The organism is Mycobacterium heidelbergense (assembly GCF_010730745.1).
GTDB classification, from domain to species: Bacteria; Actinomycetota; Actinomycetes; order Mycobacteriales; family Mycobacteriaceae; genus Mycobacterium; species Mycobacterium heidelbergense.
This window is the reverse complement of sequence record NZ_AP022615.1, coordinates 3973565-3987378: the sequence shown is the minus strand read 5'-3', so window position 1 is coordinate 3987378 and position 13814 is coordinate 3973565. Positions and strand designations below refer to the sequence as shown.

General features: G+C 68.1%; 12 protein-coding genes. 5 read left to right on the top strand and 7 right to left on the bottom strand.

What is annotated here, in order from left to right; genetic code table 11:
• Positions 1–27 precede the first annotated feature (27 nt).
• Positions 28–1203, bottom strand: coding sequence for a thiolase family protein (locus tag G6N25_RS18615; protein ID WP_083074447.1), 1176 nt, complete (start codon positions 1201–1203; stop codon positions 28–30).
• A 426-nt stretch (positions 1204–1629) separates the two neighbouring features.
• Between G6N25_RS18615 and G6N25_RS18610 the strand changes: the two genes are divergently transcribed.
• Both G6N25_RS18610 and G6N25_RS18605 read left to right on the top strand, forming a co-directional pair.
• Positions 1630–2964 carry a magnesium transporter MgtE N-terminal domain-containing protein gene (locus G6N25_RS18610; RefSeq protein ID WP_083074448.1) on the top strand — a complete coding sequence of 445 codons (1335 nt, stop codon included), beginning with the start codon at positions 1630–1632 and terminating at the stop codon, positions 2962–2964.
• Positions 2961–4631, top strand: a complete 1671-nt coding sequence (locus G6N25_RS18605) for an NRAMP family divalent metal transporter (protein ID WP_083074449.1) — start codon at positions 2961–2963, stop codon at positions 4629–4631. The genes G6N25_RS18610 and G6N25_RS18605 overlap by 4 nt, the downstream gene beginning before the upstream one ends.
• On the opposite strand, the gene G6N25_RS18600 is transcribed toward G6N25_RS18605, so the two are convergent.
• Both G6N25_RS18600 and htpG read right to left on the bottom strand, forming a co-directional pair.
• The gene (locus G6N25_RS18600) at positions 4621–4863 is read right to left on the bottom strand and encodes a hypothetical protein (RefSeq protein ID WP_083074450.1); all 243 of its coding nucleotides are present in this window, start codon (positions 4861–4863) and stop codon (positions 4621–4623) included. The genes G6N25_RS18605 and G6N25_RS18600 overlap by 11 nt on opposite strands.
• A gap of 89 nt (positions 4864–4952) precedes the next feature.
• The gene (htpG, locus tag G6N25_RS18595) at positions 4953–6905 is read right to left on the bottom strand and encodes a molecular chaperone HtpG (protein ID WP_083074451.1); all 1953 of its coding nucleotides are present in this window, start codon (positions 6903–6905) and stop codon (positions 4953–4955) included.
• Positions 6906–7019: 114 nt separating this feature from the next.
• Between htpG and G6N25_RS18590 the strand changes: the two genes are divergently transcribed.
• A complete protein-coding gene (locus G6N25_RS18590) occupies positions 7020–7640 on the top strand; it encodes a TIGR03085 family metal-binding protein (RefSeq protein WP_083074452.1) in 621 nt (206 codons plus the stop codon).
• Positions 7641–7644: 4 nt separating this feature from the next.
• On the opposite strand, the gene G6N25_RS18585 is transcribed toward G6N25_RS18590, so the two are convergent.
• Both G6N25_RS18585 and G6N25_RS18580 read right to left on the bottom strand, forming a co-directional pair.
• Positions 7645–9195 carry a class I adenylate-forming enzyme family protein gene (locus tag G6N25_RS18585; protein ID WP_083074453.1) on the bottom strand — a complete coding sequence of 517 codons (1551 nt, stop codon included), beginning with the start codon at positions 9193–9195 and terminating at the stop codon, positions 7645–7647.
• Positions 9192–10037: a thioesterase family protein gene (locus tag G6N25_RS18580; RefSeq protein ID WP_083074454.1), complete on the bottom strand. Its 846-nt coding sequence runs from the start codon at positions 10035–10037 to the stop codon at positions 9192–9194. Before G6N25_RS18580 ends, G6N25_RS18585 begins: the two co-directional genes overlap by 4 nt.
• A 390-nt stretch (positions 10038–10427) precedes the next feature.
• Between G6N25_RS18580 and G6N25_RS23930 the strand changes: the two genes are divergently transcribed.
• Entirely contained in the window at positions 10428–11123 is a 696-nt protein-coding gene (locus G6N25_RS23930) for a chitin-binding protein (RefSeq protein WP_083074455.1), read from the top strand.
• Between the two features lie 130 nt (positions 11124–11253).
• Here G6N25_RS23930 and G6N25_RS18570 read toward each other — a convergent pair whose 3' ends face one another.
• Positions 11254–11889 carry a class I SAM-dependent methyltransferase gene (locus G6N25_RS18570; protein ID WP_083074456.1) on the bottom strand — a complete coding sequence of 212 codons (636 nt, stop codon included), beginning with the start codon at positions 11887–11889 and terminating at the stop codon, positions 11254–11256.
• Positions 11890–12667: 778 nt separating this feature from the next.
• On the opposite strand from G6N25_RS18570, the gene G6N25_RS18560 reads away from it, so the two are divergent.
• Positions 12668–13402: a sensor domain-containing protein gene (locus G6N25_RS18560; RefSeq protein ID WP_158084884.1), complete on the top strand. Its 735-nt coding sequence runs from the start codon at positions 12668–12670 to the stop codon at positions 13400–13402.
• A 79-nt stretch (positions 13403–13481) separates the two neighbouring features.
• On the opposite strand, the gene G6N25_RS18555 is transcribed toward G6N25_RS18560, so the two are convergent.
• Positions 13482–13640 carry a hypothetical protein gene (locus G6N25_RS18555; RefSeq protein WP_158084885.1) on the bottom strand — a complete coding sequence of 53 codons (159 nt, stop codon included), beginning with the start codon at positions 13638–13640 and terminating at the stop codon, positions 13482–13484.
• Positions 13641–13814: the final 174 nt, after the last annotated feature.

Genomic DNA, 13814 nt, shown 5'->3' with positions numbered 1-13814 from the left:
ATCAGCCGCTGACCTCGCGATCGCCGCTCAGACCTCGATGACGACGGCGCCGCCCTGGCCGCCGCCCGCACACATGGCCGCCACGCCGATGCCGCCGCCGCGGCGAGCCAGCTCGTAGGTCAGCGTGGTGACCATGCGAGCGCCCGAGGCCGCGATGGGGTGCCCGAGGCTGCAGCCGCTGCCGAAGAAATTCACCTTGTCCTCGTCGATGCCGTACTTCCGGCACGCCGCGATGGGCACGGAGGCGAACGCCTCGTTGATCTCCCACAGCGCCACGTCGTCCACCGACAGCCCGGCCCGCTGCAGCACCTTCCCGATCACCTTGACGGCACCCAGGCCGGTGTCCCTGGGCGCCACACCCACAGCGGCCCACGCCTTGACCGTGGCCAGCACGTCGAGCTTCTCGGCGTCGGCGTAGCCGCGGTCGACGAGCGCGACGGCCGCGGCGGCGTCGTTGGTGCCACTGCTGTTGCCGGCCGTGATCGAGAAGCCCTCGATCTCGGGGTGCAGCGCCTTGAGCGCGGCGAGTTTCTCGACGATGGTGTCGCGGCGGGGATGCTCGTCGACCGAGAACTCGGTCACCGTGCCGTCGGGCCGGGTGATCTTGAGCGGGACGATCTCGTCGAGGAACTTGCCCGCGTCGATGGCCGCGATCGCGCGCTGATGCGACCGGGCCGCCCAGGCGTCCATCTCCTCGCGCGTGATGCCGGCCGCCTGCGCGGTGTTCCACCCCACGGTGATCGACATGTCCCTGGTGGGCGCGTCCGGCGCCTCGACGTGCGTCGGCGGCAGCCACCGCTCCTCGAACTGCAGCTCGGGGCCGGGAATCCGCTGGTTCATCAGCGGCGTCATCGACAGCGACTGCACGCCGCCGGCGATCAGCACACGCTCCATCCCCGACCCGATCTGGGCCGCGGCGTTGCCGATGGCGGTGAGGCTCCCCGCGCAGTGCCGGTTCACCGACTGCCCGGGAATGTCCTCCATGCCGGTCGCGGCGGCGGCATACCGAGCCAAATCCCCGCCCCCGTAATGGGATTCGGCGAAGATGATGTCGTCGATGGCCGACGGGTCGACGCCCGACCTGCGCACCACCTCGGGAAGCACCGTGGTGATCAGCGCCTCGGGCGGCGTGTTGACCAGCGTGCCCTTGAAGGAGCGGCCGATCGCCGTCCTGACGGCTCCGACGATCACGGGTGTAGCCATGTTCTCAACCTCAAAGCTGTGATGGCTGCGGTCGGCAGCACAGGCGGGATAAGGGCGGTCGAACCCGCGAATCGTATCAAATACCGTATGGGCAATAGTAACGGGGCCGGTGCCGTCCCGCGAGGGTGCAACCACCGATGCCCCGCCTCGGGAAACGCGTCGGTAGTTGCACTTTCGGCGTCCGCCATCCCAACCCCGGACGCATCGCGCCGGCACGTCGCCGCGTTGATCTTTGTCGCCGAATGGCTGCCCACCGTTTACCTATCGGCTGTAGCTACTCACCGCGACGGCGGCGTACGCTCTGGCGGCCGAACCGGTCAAGCCACGATACTTGCGCCATCACCAAACCTGGTTTGCAGCCGTACCCGCACTGACCTCGCGACACATGGGCCGCGGGTTCGGGTCGCACCGCGTCGAGGAGGACAAGTGAGCACACCAGACAAGGCACCGCGCGCCGGGCTGCCGGTAATCCATCTCTCCCAGCTACTGCGCGCGCCGGTGCTGGCCCGCTCGGGCGAAAATGTGGGCCGCGTCGAGGACGTGATCGTGCGGCTGCGCAGGGCCGACGAGTATCCGCTGGTGACCGGGATCGTGGCCGAGATGGGCGGGCGGCGGGTGTTCGTCGGCAGCAACACCATCGACGAGTTCACGCCGGAACGAATTATCTTGGCGAAGAACAAGGTTGACCTCCGCGGTTTCGAGCGACGAGACGGCGAGGTGCTGCTGCGTGCCGATGTGCTCGGCCACCGGCTGATCGACGTGGCCGCGGTCGAACTCATCCGCGCCTACGACGTCGAGCTGGAAGACACCGGCGCCGGATGGGTACTCACCCGGCTGGACACCCGCCGCCCACCACGGTTGTTCGGGCTGATCAAGAGCTCCGGCGGCCATGCGGCCCGAGATTGGAAGGCGTTCGAACCGCTGATCGGTCATGCCCGCTCGCATGCCCTGCGCCGCGGGTCGGGCCGGGTCGGCGGGTTCAAGCCCGCCGAGATCGCCGATCTCCTCGAAGAGGCCGACAAGGGCGAGGTCGGCGAGATTCTCGATCGCGTCCACAGCGACCCGGAACTGGAAGCCGACGTCTTCGAAGAGCTGGACCCCGAGAAGGCCAGCCGGCTGCTCGACGGCATGCCCGACAACGAGGTCGCCGCGTTGCTGGGCCGGATGCGCGCCGACGACGCCGCCGACGCGATCACAGACCTGCGCCAATCACGGCGCCGCCGCGTCCTGGACCTGATGCCCGCCCCGCAGCGCACCAAGGTGATCACCCTGATGGGATTCAACCCCGAAAGCGCCGGCGGGCTGATGAACGTCGACTTCGTCTCCTGCGCCACCACCACGACGGCGGCGGGGGCGCTGGCGCTGATCGCGGCCGCCCGCACCATACAGCCGGAGGCGCTGATCAAGGTCCACGTTCTCGACGAGGACAAACGCCTCGCCGGTGCAGTGTCGGTGATCAGCCTGCTGCATTCGGAGCCCCGCGAAAGCGTCGCGGAGATCATGGATTCCGACCCGGTGCGGGTCAGCCCCGACACCGACCTGACCGACGTCGCGCTGCTGATGGCCGACTTCAACCTCTATTCCATCCCCGTCGTCGACGAGCACGACCGCATACTCGGCGTGGTCACCGTCGACGACGTCCTGGAGGCGACCATCCCCGAGGACTGGCGCCGACGAGAACCCGCCCCCCGTCCGCTTCGCGAAATCACCCCAGCCGAGGGCGACCGCAATGCGCCCGTGCCGGGAGGCGAGGCGCCGTGACCTCAAGCCCCGACAAGACCACCCGCCCCGTGGCGGCGGTCGCCCAACCGGCCGCCGAACGGCGCAGCGCCGTGCTCGACACCGCGCACCTGGGCGACATCGAGGGCGCGTTCGGGCGCATCAGCGTCGGCGATACGGACCATCCCCGCACCTGGAAGGCGCGGCTGCTCACCCTGCTGGCCATCGTCGGTCCCGGCATCATCGTGATGGTCGGCGATAACGACGCCGGCGGGGTGGCCACCTACGCGCAGGCCGGGCAGAACTACGGCTACTCCCTGCTGTGGGTGCTGCTGCTTCTGGTGCCGGTGCTCATCGTCAACCAGGAAATGGTGGTGCGGCTCGGCGCGGTCACCGGGGTGGGGCACGCCCGGCTTATCAACGAACGCTTCGGCCGCGGGTGGGGCTGGTTTTCCGTGGGTGACCTGTTCCTGCTCAACTTCCTGACGATCGTCACCGAGTTCATCGGCATCACCCTGGCCGCCGAGTACATCGGCGTCTCCAAATACGTTGTGGTGCCGGTCTCGGCGGCGGCGCTGGTCGCGATCATGGCCAGCGGCAGCTTCCGCCGCTGGGAGCGGGCCATGTTCGTCTTCATCGCGATCACCCTGGTGCAGATCCCGATGCTGTTGATGTCGCACCCGCAGTGGATCCATGCGGCGAAGTCCTTTGTGGTGCCCAGCATTTCCGGCGGCATCAGCTCGGACGCGGTGCTGTTGATCATCGCCATCGTCGGCACGACGGTGGCGCCCTGGCAGCTGTTCTTTCAGCAGTCCAACGTCGTCGACAAACGCATCACCCCGCGATTCATGGCCTACGAACGCGCCGACACCGTCATCGGGGCCTTCGTCGTGATCGTCGGCGCCGCGGCGCTGTTGATGACCGGCGAATGGGCGGCCCGCTCCACCAACACGGCGGGCAATTTCACCGACGCCGGCGCCATCGCCCACCTGCTCGGCCAACACAGCGCGACGCTCGGCTCGCTGTTTGCCATCGTGCTGATGGACGCCTCGATCATCGGCGCCGCCGCGGTGACCCTGGCCACCAGTTACGCCTTCGGCGACGTGTTCGGGCTGAAGCATTCGCTGCACCGCGGTTTCGCCGACGCCAAACAGTTCTACCTGTCCTACACCGCAATGGTGGTGTTGGCCGCGGCGATCGTGCTGATCCCCGGCGCCCCACTCGGTTTGATCACGACGGCGGTGCAGGCCCTCGCCGGTCTGCTCCTCCCGAGCGCCAGCGTGTTCCTGTTGCTGTTGTGCAACGACCGGGAAGTGTTGGGCCCCTGGGTCAATCGGCCCTGGCTCAACTGGGTCGCCGGGCTGATCGTCGGCGTCCTGCTGCTGTTGTCGGGCATCCTGATGGCCACCACCTTGTTTCCCGACATCGACGTCGTCGCGGTTGCCGGCTACCTGGCGCTGGCTCTGGTCGCACTCGGCGCCGCCGCGGGACCCACGCTGCGCTGGATGGCCCGCCGGCAGCCCGCGCCACCGTCCCCGCAACTCCCGGCGCGCCCGGTCGACCGCAACACCTGGCGGATGCCGCCGCTGACCCTGCTCGAGCCGGTGACCTGGTCCCCGGGTACCCGGCTCGGCATGATCGCGCTGCGCGCCTATCTGATCGTCGGCGCGCTGTTACTGGTCGTCAAAGCCATCCAGCTCAGCCGCTAGCCTTTCGGCCGCCGTGGCTCACGGGCGACGCGGGGGGACGGCTCGCCAGCGCCGTGAAGCCCTCGGTGTCATCGAAGAACGCCCACTGCCCGTCGTCGTCGACCTCCATGCGCCAACCCAGCTCGGAACTGTGAATGGAGGCGGTAAACCACGCGTGCGCGGCCTCGGCGTTGTCAAAATTCTTGGTCGCCACGATCTCGCCATGCGGGTCGACAACTCGGAACCTGGCCATGAGAGATGATTATCCCTCGCGCCCACCTTTCAATCACGCATGATTTGCTGTGATGAGCGTATGAAACTGCTCCGCGGCCAGCGCCCCGACTACACCGTCCGGGCCAGCCGGTCGGCGAGCAGCTCGGCGAACCGTGCCGGATCCTCGAGCGCGCCGCCTTCGGCCAGAAGGGCCGTGCCGTAGAGCAATTCGGCGGTCTCGGCGACCTCAGCGAGCGCAGTGTCGTCGTCCGCCTTCTTTTGCGCTTCCCGCAGCCCGGTGACGAGCGGATGATTCGGGTTCAGCTCGAGGATCCGCTTTCCGACCGGAACGTCCTGCCCGGAAGCGCGATAAAGGCGGGCGAGCGCCGGGGTGATCCCGAAGGCGTCGGTGATCAGGCAGGCCGGTGACTCGGTCAGGCGGGTCGACAGCCGCACGTCCTTGACGTGATCGCTCAGGGTCTCCTTCAGCCACGCCAGCAGGTCGGCGAACTCCTTTTCCTGCTCCTCGCGCTCGGCGTCGCTGTTGTCCTCCTCGGAACCCAGGTCGACCTCGCCCTTGGCCACCGACTGCAGCGGTTTGCCGTCGAACTCCGTCACCGTTCCCACCCACACCTCGTCGACCGGGTCGGTGAGCAGCAGGACCTCGTAGCCCTTGGCCTTGAACGCCTCCAAGTGCGGCGACTTCAGGATTTGCTGACGGGTCTCGCCGGTGGCGTAGAAGATCTGCTCTTGGCCGTCCTTCATGCGCTCGACGTACTCGGCGAGGGTGGTGGGTTCGTCGTCACTGTGCGTCGAGGCGAACGAGGAAATGCGCAGCAGGGTGTCCTGGTTGTCGAAGTCCGACAGCAGGCCCTCCTTGATGACCCGTCCGAACTGCGTCCACACGGTGCGGTAGTCCTCCGGCCGCTCGGACTGCAGATCCTTGATCGTCGAGAGGACCTTCTTGGTCAGACGGCGGCGGATCGCCTTGATTTGCCGGTCCTGCTGCAGAATTTCGCGGGACACGTTGAGCGACAGGTCTTGCGCGTCGACCACGCCCTTGATGAACCGTAGGTACTCGGGCATGAGCTCGTCGCAGTCGCCCATGATGAACACGCGCTTGACGTACAGCTGGACCCCGGTCCTCGCGTCGCGGTTGAACAGGTCGAACGGGGCGTGGGACGGGATGAACAGCAAGGCCTGGTACTCGAAGGTGCCCTCCGCCTTCATCGCGATGACCTCGAGCGGGTCGTCCCAGGCGTGCGCGATGTGCTTGTAGAACTCCTTGTACTCCTCGTCGGAGACCTCGTCTTTGGGCCTGGCCCACAGCGCCTTCATCGAGTTGAGGGTCTCGGTTTCGACGGTGACGGTCTCGTCACCGCCTTCTTCGGTGGGCGGGGTGCGTCGCTCCACTTCCATCCGGATGGGCCAGGCGATGAAGTCGGAGTACTTCTTGACGAGGTTGCGGATCTTCCACTCCGCGGTGTAGTCGTGCAGCTCGTCCTCGGCGTCCTCGGGCTTGAGGTGCAGGGTGACGGAGGTGCCCTGCGGGGCGCCCTCGACGGATTCGATGGTGTAGGTGCCCTCGCCGCTCGATTCCCACCTGGTGGCCTCGCTCTCGCCGGCCTTGCGCGTCAGCAGCTCGACCTTGTCGGCGACCATGAAGCTCGAGTAGAAACCGATGCCGAATTGCCCGATGAGTTCTTCGGAGGCCGCCGTGCTCTTCAGGTTCGGGGCCTCCCTTAGCTGCTGACGCAGCTCGGCGGTGCCCGACTTGGCCAGCGTGCCGATCAGGTCCACCACCTCCTCGCGCGTCATCCCGATGCCGTTGTCGCGGACCGTCAGGGTGCGGGCGTCGTTGTCCACGTCGATCTCGATGTGCAGGTCGGAGGTGACAGTGCCATCAGGGTCGAGGTCCTTGTTGCGGAACGCCTCAAGCCGCAGCTTGTCCAGCGCATCGGAGGCGTTCGAGATCAACTCCCGCAGAAACAAATCCTTGTTGGAGTAGACCGAGTGGATCATCAGATCCAGCAGTTGCCGGGCCTCCGCCTGAAACTCCAACTGCTCGACACGTGCGTTCATGCGATTTCCTTCGACGACATATCATGCGAATTTACCTAGATCGGAAGCTGGGGCCCGCTCGCGGTGACGAGACGAGCGTCATGAGATTAGCCGACGTGACCGAAGGGAGATCAGGTGTCCGTTGCCCAACGCGAACGTGCCGCCCTCGTCGAGACCATGCGCGGCGTCGGCCCGGACGCGCCCACCCTGTGCGAAGGCTGGACGACGCGAGACCTGGCCGCCCACCTCATGATCCGGGAATATCGCCCCGACGCCGCACCGGGCATCCTGATCCCGTTCTTCGCCTCCCACACCGCCAGGGTGCAGAACCAGGTGACCGAGCGGACCGAGTGGGACGAGTTGGTGGACAAGGTCGCCTCGGGTCCGCCGATCTACTCGCCGCTCAAACTGCTCGACCCGGTGGCCAACGTCGCCGAGATGTTCATCCACCACGAGGACGTGCGCCGCGCGCAGCCGGGCTGGGAGCCGCGCGTGCTGGAACCCGCGCTGGCCTCGGCGCTGCGCCGCACCCTGCCCCTGATGGCCCGGCTGACGCTCGCGAAGGTGCCCGGCCGGGTGGCGCTGCGCACCCCGGAGGGCAAGACGGTGCTGACGGCCGGGAGCGGCCCGGCCGTCACGGTCACCGGCGCCCCCGAGGAGCTGCTGCTGTTCTCCGTCGGGCGCCAGGCCCGGGTCGAGTTCGAGGGGGATGCGGCGGCCGTCCAGGCGGTCCGCGAGGCGCCCAAGGGGCTGTAGCCTCTCACCCGAAGGCCTCGCGGAGGTCTTTCTTGATCACCTTTCCGAATTGGTTGCGCGGTAGGGCGTCGACGATCACGAGTCGCTCGGGGTGTTTGTAGCGGCTCAGCCCGCGCGAACGGCAGTGCCGCACCAGGGATTCCAGCGACACACCATCGACCGACGCGGGTACCACCACGGCGCACACGCGCTCGCCGGTGCGCGGGTCCGGCACTCCGATGACCGCGACGTCGGCGACCGCGGGATGGGTCGCCAGCGCATTTTCGACTTCGAGGGCCGAGACGTTCTCCGCGTTGCGGATGATCGCGTCCTTGATGCGACCGGTGACGCGGACGTTGCCGTCCGCGTCGATCAGCCCGAGATCGCCCGTGCGCAGCCAACCGTCCGTGTCGAACGCGTCGGTGTCGAGCGTGGCGTCCGCGTACCCGAGAAAGCATTGGGGCCCCTTGAGCCGCAGCTCGCCCTCGCGCCCGGCGGGCAGTTCGATTTCCCCGTTGTCGACCACCCGGACGCTGACCCCCGGCACCGGCGCGCCCACGGTGCAGTCGAGCGCGTCGGGCACGGCGGACAGGGACGGTGAGGTCGCCACCGGGAATTCGGTCAGCCCCCAAGCGTTGGCGATGCCGGCCACGCCGAAGGTTTCGCGGACCCGCCGCCCGAGTTCGGCGGTGATGGGTGCGCCGCCCGCCAGGCAGCCCCGCAGCGACGGGAACAGCGGCCGCCTGCCGTGGGCTCGTTGGGCCTCAAGGAATCCCACGAAAAAGGGGGTCGCCGTGCCCAGGAATGTCGGGTTGTGCGCCGCGATGGAAAGCGGGGTCCTGGCCGGATCGAAGGCCTCGAACAGCGCCAACCGCATGCCGGTCAGCAGCGCGGCGGCCAGCATCACGGCGCCGCCGATGTGCGCGATCGGGAAGGCGATCGGATCGACGTCGCCGCCGGTGATGCCGATCGTGCCCACCAGGCCCGTCGCGGCGGCGATCACCGATGCGTCGGTATGACGGATTCCCTTGGGCGCCGCGGTGGTTCCCGACGAGTAGTAGATCCATCGGGTGTCGCCCGCGGGTTCCGGTGGCGGCGGGAGCGCATCGGCGCGTGCGCGGGGCAGCCGTAGCTCGCCGGCGACCGGGGGCGTCGCCAGATCGACGGTGATGACCCCGAAGCCCCTATCCGCGGCCAATGCCCGCGCCAGCCCGCCGTGCTCGAATCCGCGCCAAAGCTCAGGCACCACAAGGAATTCCGACGACAGCTGCCCGGTGATGAAGCCGACCTCGTGTTCCCGCAGCGCCGGGATGATCGGGTTTTGCACGGCGCCGAGCCGGGCCAGCGCCGCCATGACGACCATGGTCTCGAGCGTGGTGGGCAGCTGCCAGGACACGACGGTCCCCTCGCCTATCCCGCGTCGCGCAAACGCGGCGGCCGTCGCGCACGCGTCGTCGTGAAACTGGCGCGCGGTCAGGCTGCGGCCGTGTTCGTCGGCGAGAAGCGGACGGTTCGATCCGCGCCGTGCCGCGCCGGCGATCAACGCCCAGTAGGTGGCGTCGCGTCCGGTCTTCATCCGGGCGGCGAATTCACCGATGCCGGCCGGAATCCGGAGTGGGCTATCGAGACGGACAGACCGCTGCCGATCGGGCCCATGCGGTCGACGAGGACGGCCGAGCCGGTGGCGATCCCGTCGTGGCTGGAGTGCGTCAGTGAGGCCAGCCCGATGTGTGGTCCGTCAGGCAGCCTGCTCAGCGTGAGGGTGTAGTCGGCGTTGATGAACTGCAAGGCGTTGGTGCCCCAGTTGGCTATCGAGGCCGTGATGTCGGCGGCCATCGCCGCGCGGGTGAAGGGGCTCAGCGGTTCGTCGTCGATCAACGAGCGCGTTTCCCGCAGCCAGGTGTATTTCGGCCCGGCGGTGTCGGCCCAGGCGGGATCGGGATTCTGGATGCCGGCGCCCCAGCCGTAGGTGCGCATAAAGAGCGACGGCTGGACACCGTCCTCGCTCGGTAGCGGCGGCATCCGCACCGATGGTGACCAGACCTGCCCGTCGGGCTGCGGACCGCGCCGCAGAAACAGGGCGCTCCCCCGCGCGACGGGGGCGCCACGCTGGACGAGAACGGCCTCGACGAGCCGCAGCCGCCGGCGGTCGTGGTGAACGCGGGTGTGCACCTCGATCGGTTCCAGCGCGGTGGGCGCCGGAAGGTCGACGGTCAGCCTCGCCGGCTGCAGCTGCGGGTCGTCGACCGCGCGCTCGACCGCCCAGCCCAACAGGCCGCCGACGACGTGGCCGCTCAACGACGGCCCCCAACCCCCACGCGCGATCTGGGTTGGCACGTAACGGCTTTCGTCGCGCAGAAAGTACGGCATCGAGGCCGCCGTATCGACGTCCTCCGGCACGATGTTCGTTTCCGTCACTGCACGACTCTCCCGTGATGGGGGCCCTCAACGAGCTCCGGCCCGCGAGGATGACAACTGTAGACGTTACAGTTTCTCTTCCAGTCGCGATGTCCGGCCGTCCGGGCCCTGCGGTGGCCGCGGTGGGCAGGCTCTCGTCCCCTGCGGGCTTCGTCCCCTCGCCCTGGGGCCGTCGCACCCTGCCCTGCGGCCGTCGCGCCCTGCCCTGCGGCCGTCGCCGAGATTGACGTCAGCGCGCACCTCACTCGAACTTTTCCGCGCTGGCGTCGATCTGGGGAGCCGGCCAAAAGTTTTGCATGGGCGCGTCACAGGAAATCCATAGCTACGTTATTTAACCTGTGAACGTGTTGGGGGGGTTCAAGGAACTCACTATCAGACAGGTGAAGGACCATGAAACTAAAGCAATTGATCGCGGGGGGAACCATCGCCGGTGCTCTTGGCGCTGCCGCGTTGAGTATGGGCGCCGGTTTGGCGAACGCCGCTCCGGGCCCGCAACCGGCTCCCGGTAACCACGGCGCGCCCGCGCCCGGAAATTTCCACGCCCCGACCGGGCCCAATGACCCAGGCGGACCCGGCGGCCCGGGTGACCCCGGTGGACCTGGCGGCCCAGGTGGTCCGGGTGGACCCCCGCCCGGTCATCCGGGTGGTCCCGGCGGACCCGAAGGCCCCGGCGGACCCGGTGGCCCCGGTGGACCTGGCGGCCCGGGTGGGCCCCCGCCCGGTCACCCGGGCGAACCAGGTGGCCCCGGCGGGCCCGGCGGGCCAGGCGGACCCCCGCCCGGCCACCCCGGCGGTCCGGGTGGACCCGGTGGACCGGGCGGGCCCGGCGGCCCGGGCGGTCCCGGCGGGCCATGGCATGGCGATCCCCAGCGCGGTTACTTCCACAACGCCCCGTGGGGCGACGGACCCGCACCCTGGGGATATGGTGAGCCGCCTCGGCCAGCTTGGGACAGGCCGCTCCCGCCTCCCGGTGGGCAATGGGGGTACGGCCCCGTCAACTACTTCGGATACAACGAAACGCCCGTGTGGGATCCCGGATTCAACCAGTGGGGCTTCTGGTTCTTCGGGGTCTGGGTCCCGCTGTAAAACCAGCGATCGCACCGACTGCCGCTTCGCCAACTGGCGGGGCGGCCGTCGGCGTGATCGAGTCGGGTTGTCACCCGGCCACTTTGGTTCGATCTCCTCGATCGCCGCGGCACAGTCCCGGTCCGACGGGCTACCGCTTGGTGCCCACGGTTATCAGATCGGACACGATCCGCGCCCAGGCAGGTCGCCGGATACGGTGCTGATCGCTGACGGCGAATCCCGCTTCCTCGAATAGCGCCCGCGTTTCGGCCGGTGACGCGTTGTGCTGCGGTTTCCACCGATTGGCCGACGGCACCTGCAGCCGCGGTTGCCGTGTGCTGAGGGCCGAGACGGCGACCAGTCCCCCGGCCCTGAGCACGCGATGGAATTCCCGTAACGCCGCCGGCTGGTCGAAGAAATGAAACGCCGAGGTCGTTACGACGGCGTCGAGCGTCCCGTCGTCGAAGGGCAGCTGCTCTGCCGGGGCGCGCAGCCACCGCACCCGGCCGGATCGCGCGCGGGCCTGGTTGAGCATGCCGTCGGACATGTCGACGCCGTAGATCTCGTCGGGATGCAGTTCGCGCTCGATCCGATCGCTGAGAATGCCTGTGCCACATGCGATGTCAGCAATTCTGCGGGATCCGTGGGCGCGCAGCTGCGCGATCACCTCGTTGTGTGGCGGGCGGTAAACCCACCGCTGCAAGAACGGCAGGTCGTAGGCCGGAGCGACGAAACTCCACATCCGGGTGACCGCGTCGTTGAGCCCGCGGCGTTGTGCTGCCATCATGTGCCGAGCACGAGGCCACGGTGAACGGTGTTCGGTTCGCCTTCGGAACGTCGCATAGGCGTGCCCTCCAATGTCGCGGTGGAGCGTTATTTAGCCAGCTTAACAACCACCGGAGGTGCTTGGGCGCCTTGTTGTTCGGGCGATCGGGCCCGGGTCGCACAGCGCGGGAAGCGAGCCGGCCCTAGTGCCGTCCGGGGCCGCCCGGCCCTCCCGGGCCGCCGGGCCCACCGGGTCCCCCCGGTCCGCCTGGTCCCCCAGGTCCGCCCGGACCACCCGGGCCGCCGGGTCCGTTTGCGGTCGGAAGCCAGAACACGCATTGGTTCAAATCGGGGCTCCACACCCAGCCGGGGGCGCACTGGTCGTCGGCCCTGCTTATCGCCGGCGCGGAGAGTCCGATCGTCGGCAATCCCGGCAACACGAGAGCGAAGGCGCCGATCGCGCAACGGCGTAGCAGATGCCTCATCGCAGACGTCACCTTTCCGTCGTCCGGCGATGGTCGGCCATGATGGCCTCTCGCCGCGGTTGCCGTCATGGCGGTCCTCCTCCGGTCAACGACCAGCTCCCGAGTATTCGATGCGGGCTCAATGCCACTCGGTACTGATTTAATCGTTGCACGGCCTCCTCGACCGGCGTTTGGGTGATTTCACAGGACCAATCGGATCGGGCGGCGATGAAACGTCGGCGCTCACCCGGCGGGGGCGCGCGTCGACGACACACCGAATTTAATCCTCCGTTTCGGTGTTGTACGGGGTTGAGAATCAGACAGGAGATGACCGCAATGTCAGTGAAGGCATTCAAACCCGCCGGTGTCGTGTGCTACGTCATCCTCGCGGTGGTGGGTCTGTGCCTGGCGCTGACCGGCTGCACCGTGTCCGCCGTCGGGCGCCCGACGGCGGCTCCCGGCCTCGGTCATTGGCGGCCGCCGACGATCCCCGACCGACACTTGGGGGACTTGCTGTTGAGCGCCCGCGACGTCGACGCCATTGGGCAAACGACGACCATGACGCTGCGCAGGCAGTTTTCCGAGATGTCGCACGGCGAGGGCCTGGTTGCCGATCGGAACTGTCTGGATGTCTATTCGCCGACCGAGGCCGCCGTCTACGGCGGCAGCGGCTGGGTGGCGTTGCGGGGCCGGCTCCTCGACAACGCCCACTCGCCGGCCGACTCGCGCAAGCACGCCTTGTTGCAGGCCGTGGTCGGGTTCCGCGACGCCGACGCGGCCCAGCAATTCTTCGGCCAAGCCACACCGCGGTGGTCCGCCTGCGCCCACCGGTCACTGACCATCACCCAACCCGACAGCGACCCGGTCACGTGGACCTTGGGCGAGCTGGTGTCCACCGACAACACGCTGGCCATCATGCATACGCTCGGCGGCGGCGACGGCTTTGCGTGCCAGCGCGCGATGGGAGTGCGCAACAACGTCATCATCGAGACGCTGTGGTGTGGATTCGACACCGTGAACCAAGCGGGCGAGGTCGTCGCCAAGATCGCCGCGGCGGTACCACAAACATGAGCGGTTACCACGGGTAGCGACTTCGCGTGTTTACTCGGGGCTCCTGTGCCACACTGGGATTCGGCGGCGGTCGGCTCCGTCAGGAACCGCTCGGCGCTTCGGGTGGGTCAACCATTTCCGCCTGGCACATGAACATGACGGCCCCCGCAAGGTAGGCCATCGCCCCCTGGCGATGTTCACCGTCGGCTTTGCTGGCCACATCCGGCGCCGACTTCGCGGCTTTGTCCGCGTACGTCATTGCCAATGCGTAGCTCGTGCGCGAAACGTCGCAGACGCCGGTGGTTTGGTGGGCACCCCTTCAGCGTCGCGCCTCACGAGCGAGTTTGCCCGCTGCGTGCGAAACCTTCCGTCTACCCGCAATTCAGACACAACGCGATCGACGCCGGGCGGTTTCGTCCGCATTTCCACTGCG

What these genes read in the sequence shown, in the direction of transcription:
- G6N25_RS18570 (WP_083074456.1), bottom strand. Translation starts at nt 11,889, where the DNA reads ATGATGGCAGCACAACGCCGCGGGCTCAACGACGCGGTCACCCGGATG.
- G6N25_RS18585 (WP_083074453.1), bottom strand. Translation starts at nt 9,195, where the DNA reads ATGAAGACCGGACGCGACGCCACCTACTGGGCGTTGATCGCCGGCGCG.
- htpG (WP_083074451.1), bottom strand. Translation starts at nt 6,905, where the DNA reads ATGAACGCACGTGTCGAGCAGTTGGAGTTTCAGGCGGAGGCCCGGCAA.
- G6N25_RS18555 (WP_158084885.1), bottom strand. Translation starts at nt 13,640, where the DNA reads ATGACGTACGCGGACAAAGCCGCGAAGTCGGCGCCGGATGTGGCCAGC.
- G6N25_RS23930 (WP_083074455.1), top strand. Translation starts at nt 10,428, where the DNA reads ATGAAACTAAAGCAATTGATCGCGGGGGGAACCATCGCCGGTGCTCTT.
- G6N25_RS18600 (WP_083074450.1), bottom strand. Translation starts at nt 4,863, where the DNA reads ATGGCCAGGTTCCGAGTTGTCGACCCGCATGGCGAGATCGTGGCGACC.
- G6N25_RS18615 (WP_083074447.1), bottom strand. Translation starts at nt 1,203, where the DNA reads ATGGCTACACCCGTGATCGTCGGAGCCGTCAGGACGGCGATCGGCCGC.
- G6N25_RS18560 (WP_158084884.1), top strand. Translation starts at nt 12,668, where the DNA reads ATGTCAGTGAAGGCATTCAAACCCGCCGGTGTCGTGTGCTACGTCATC.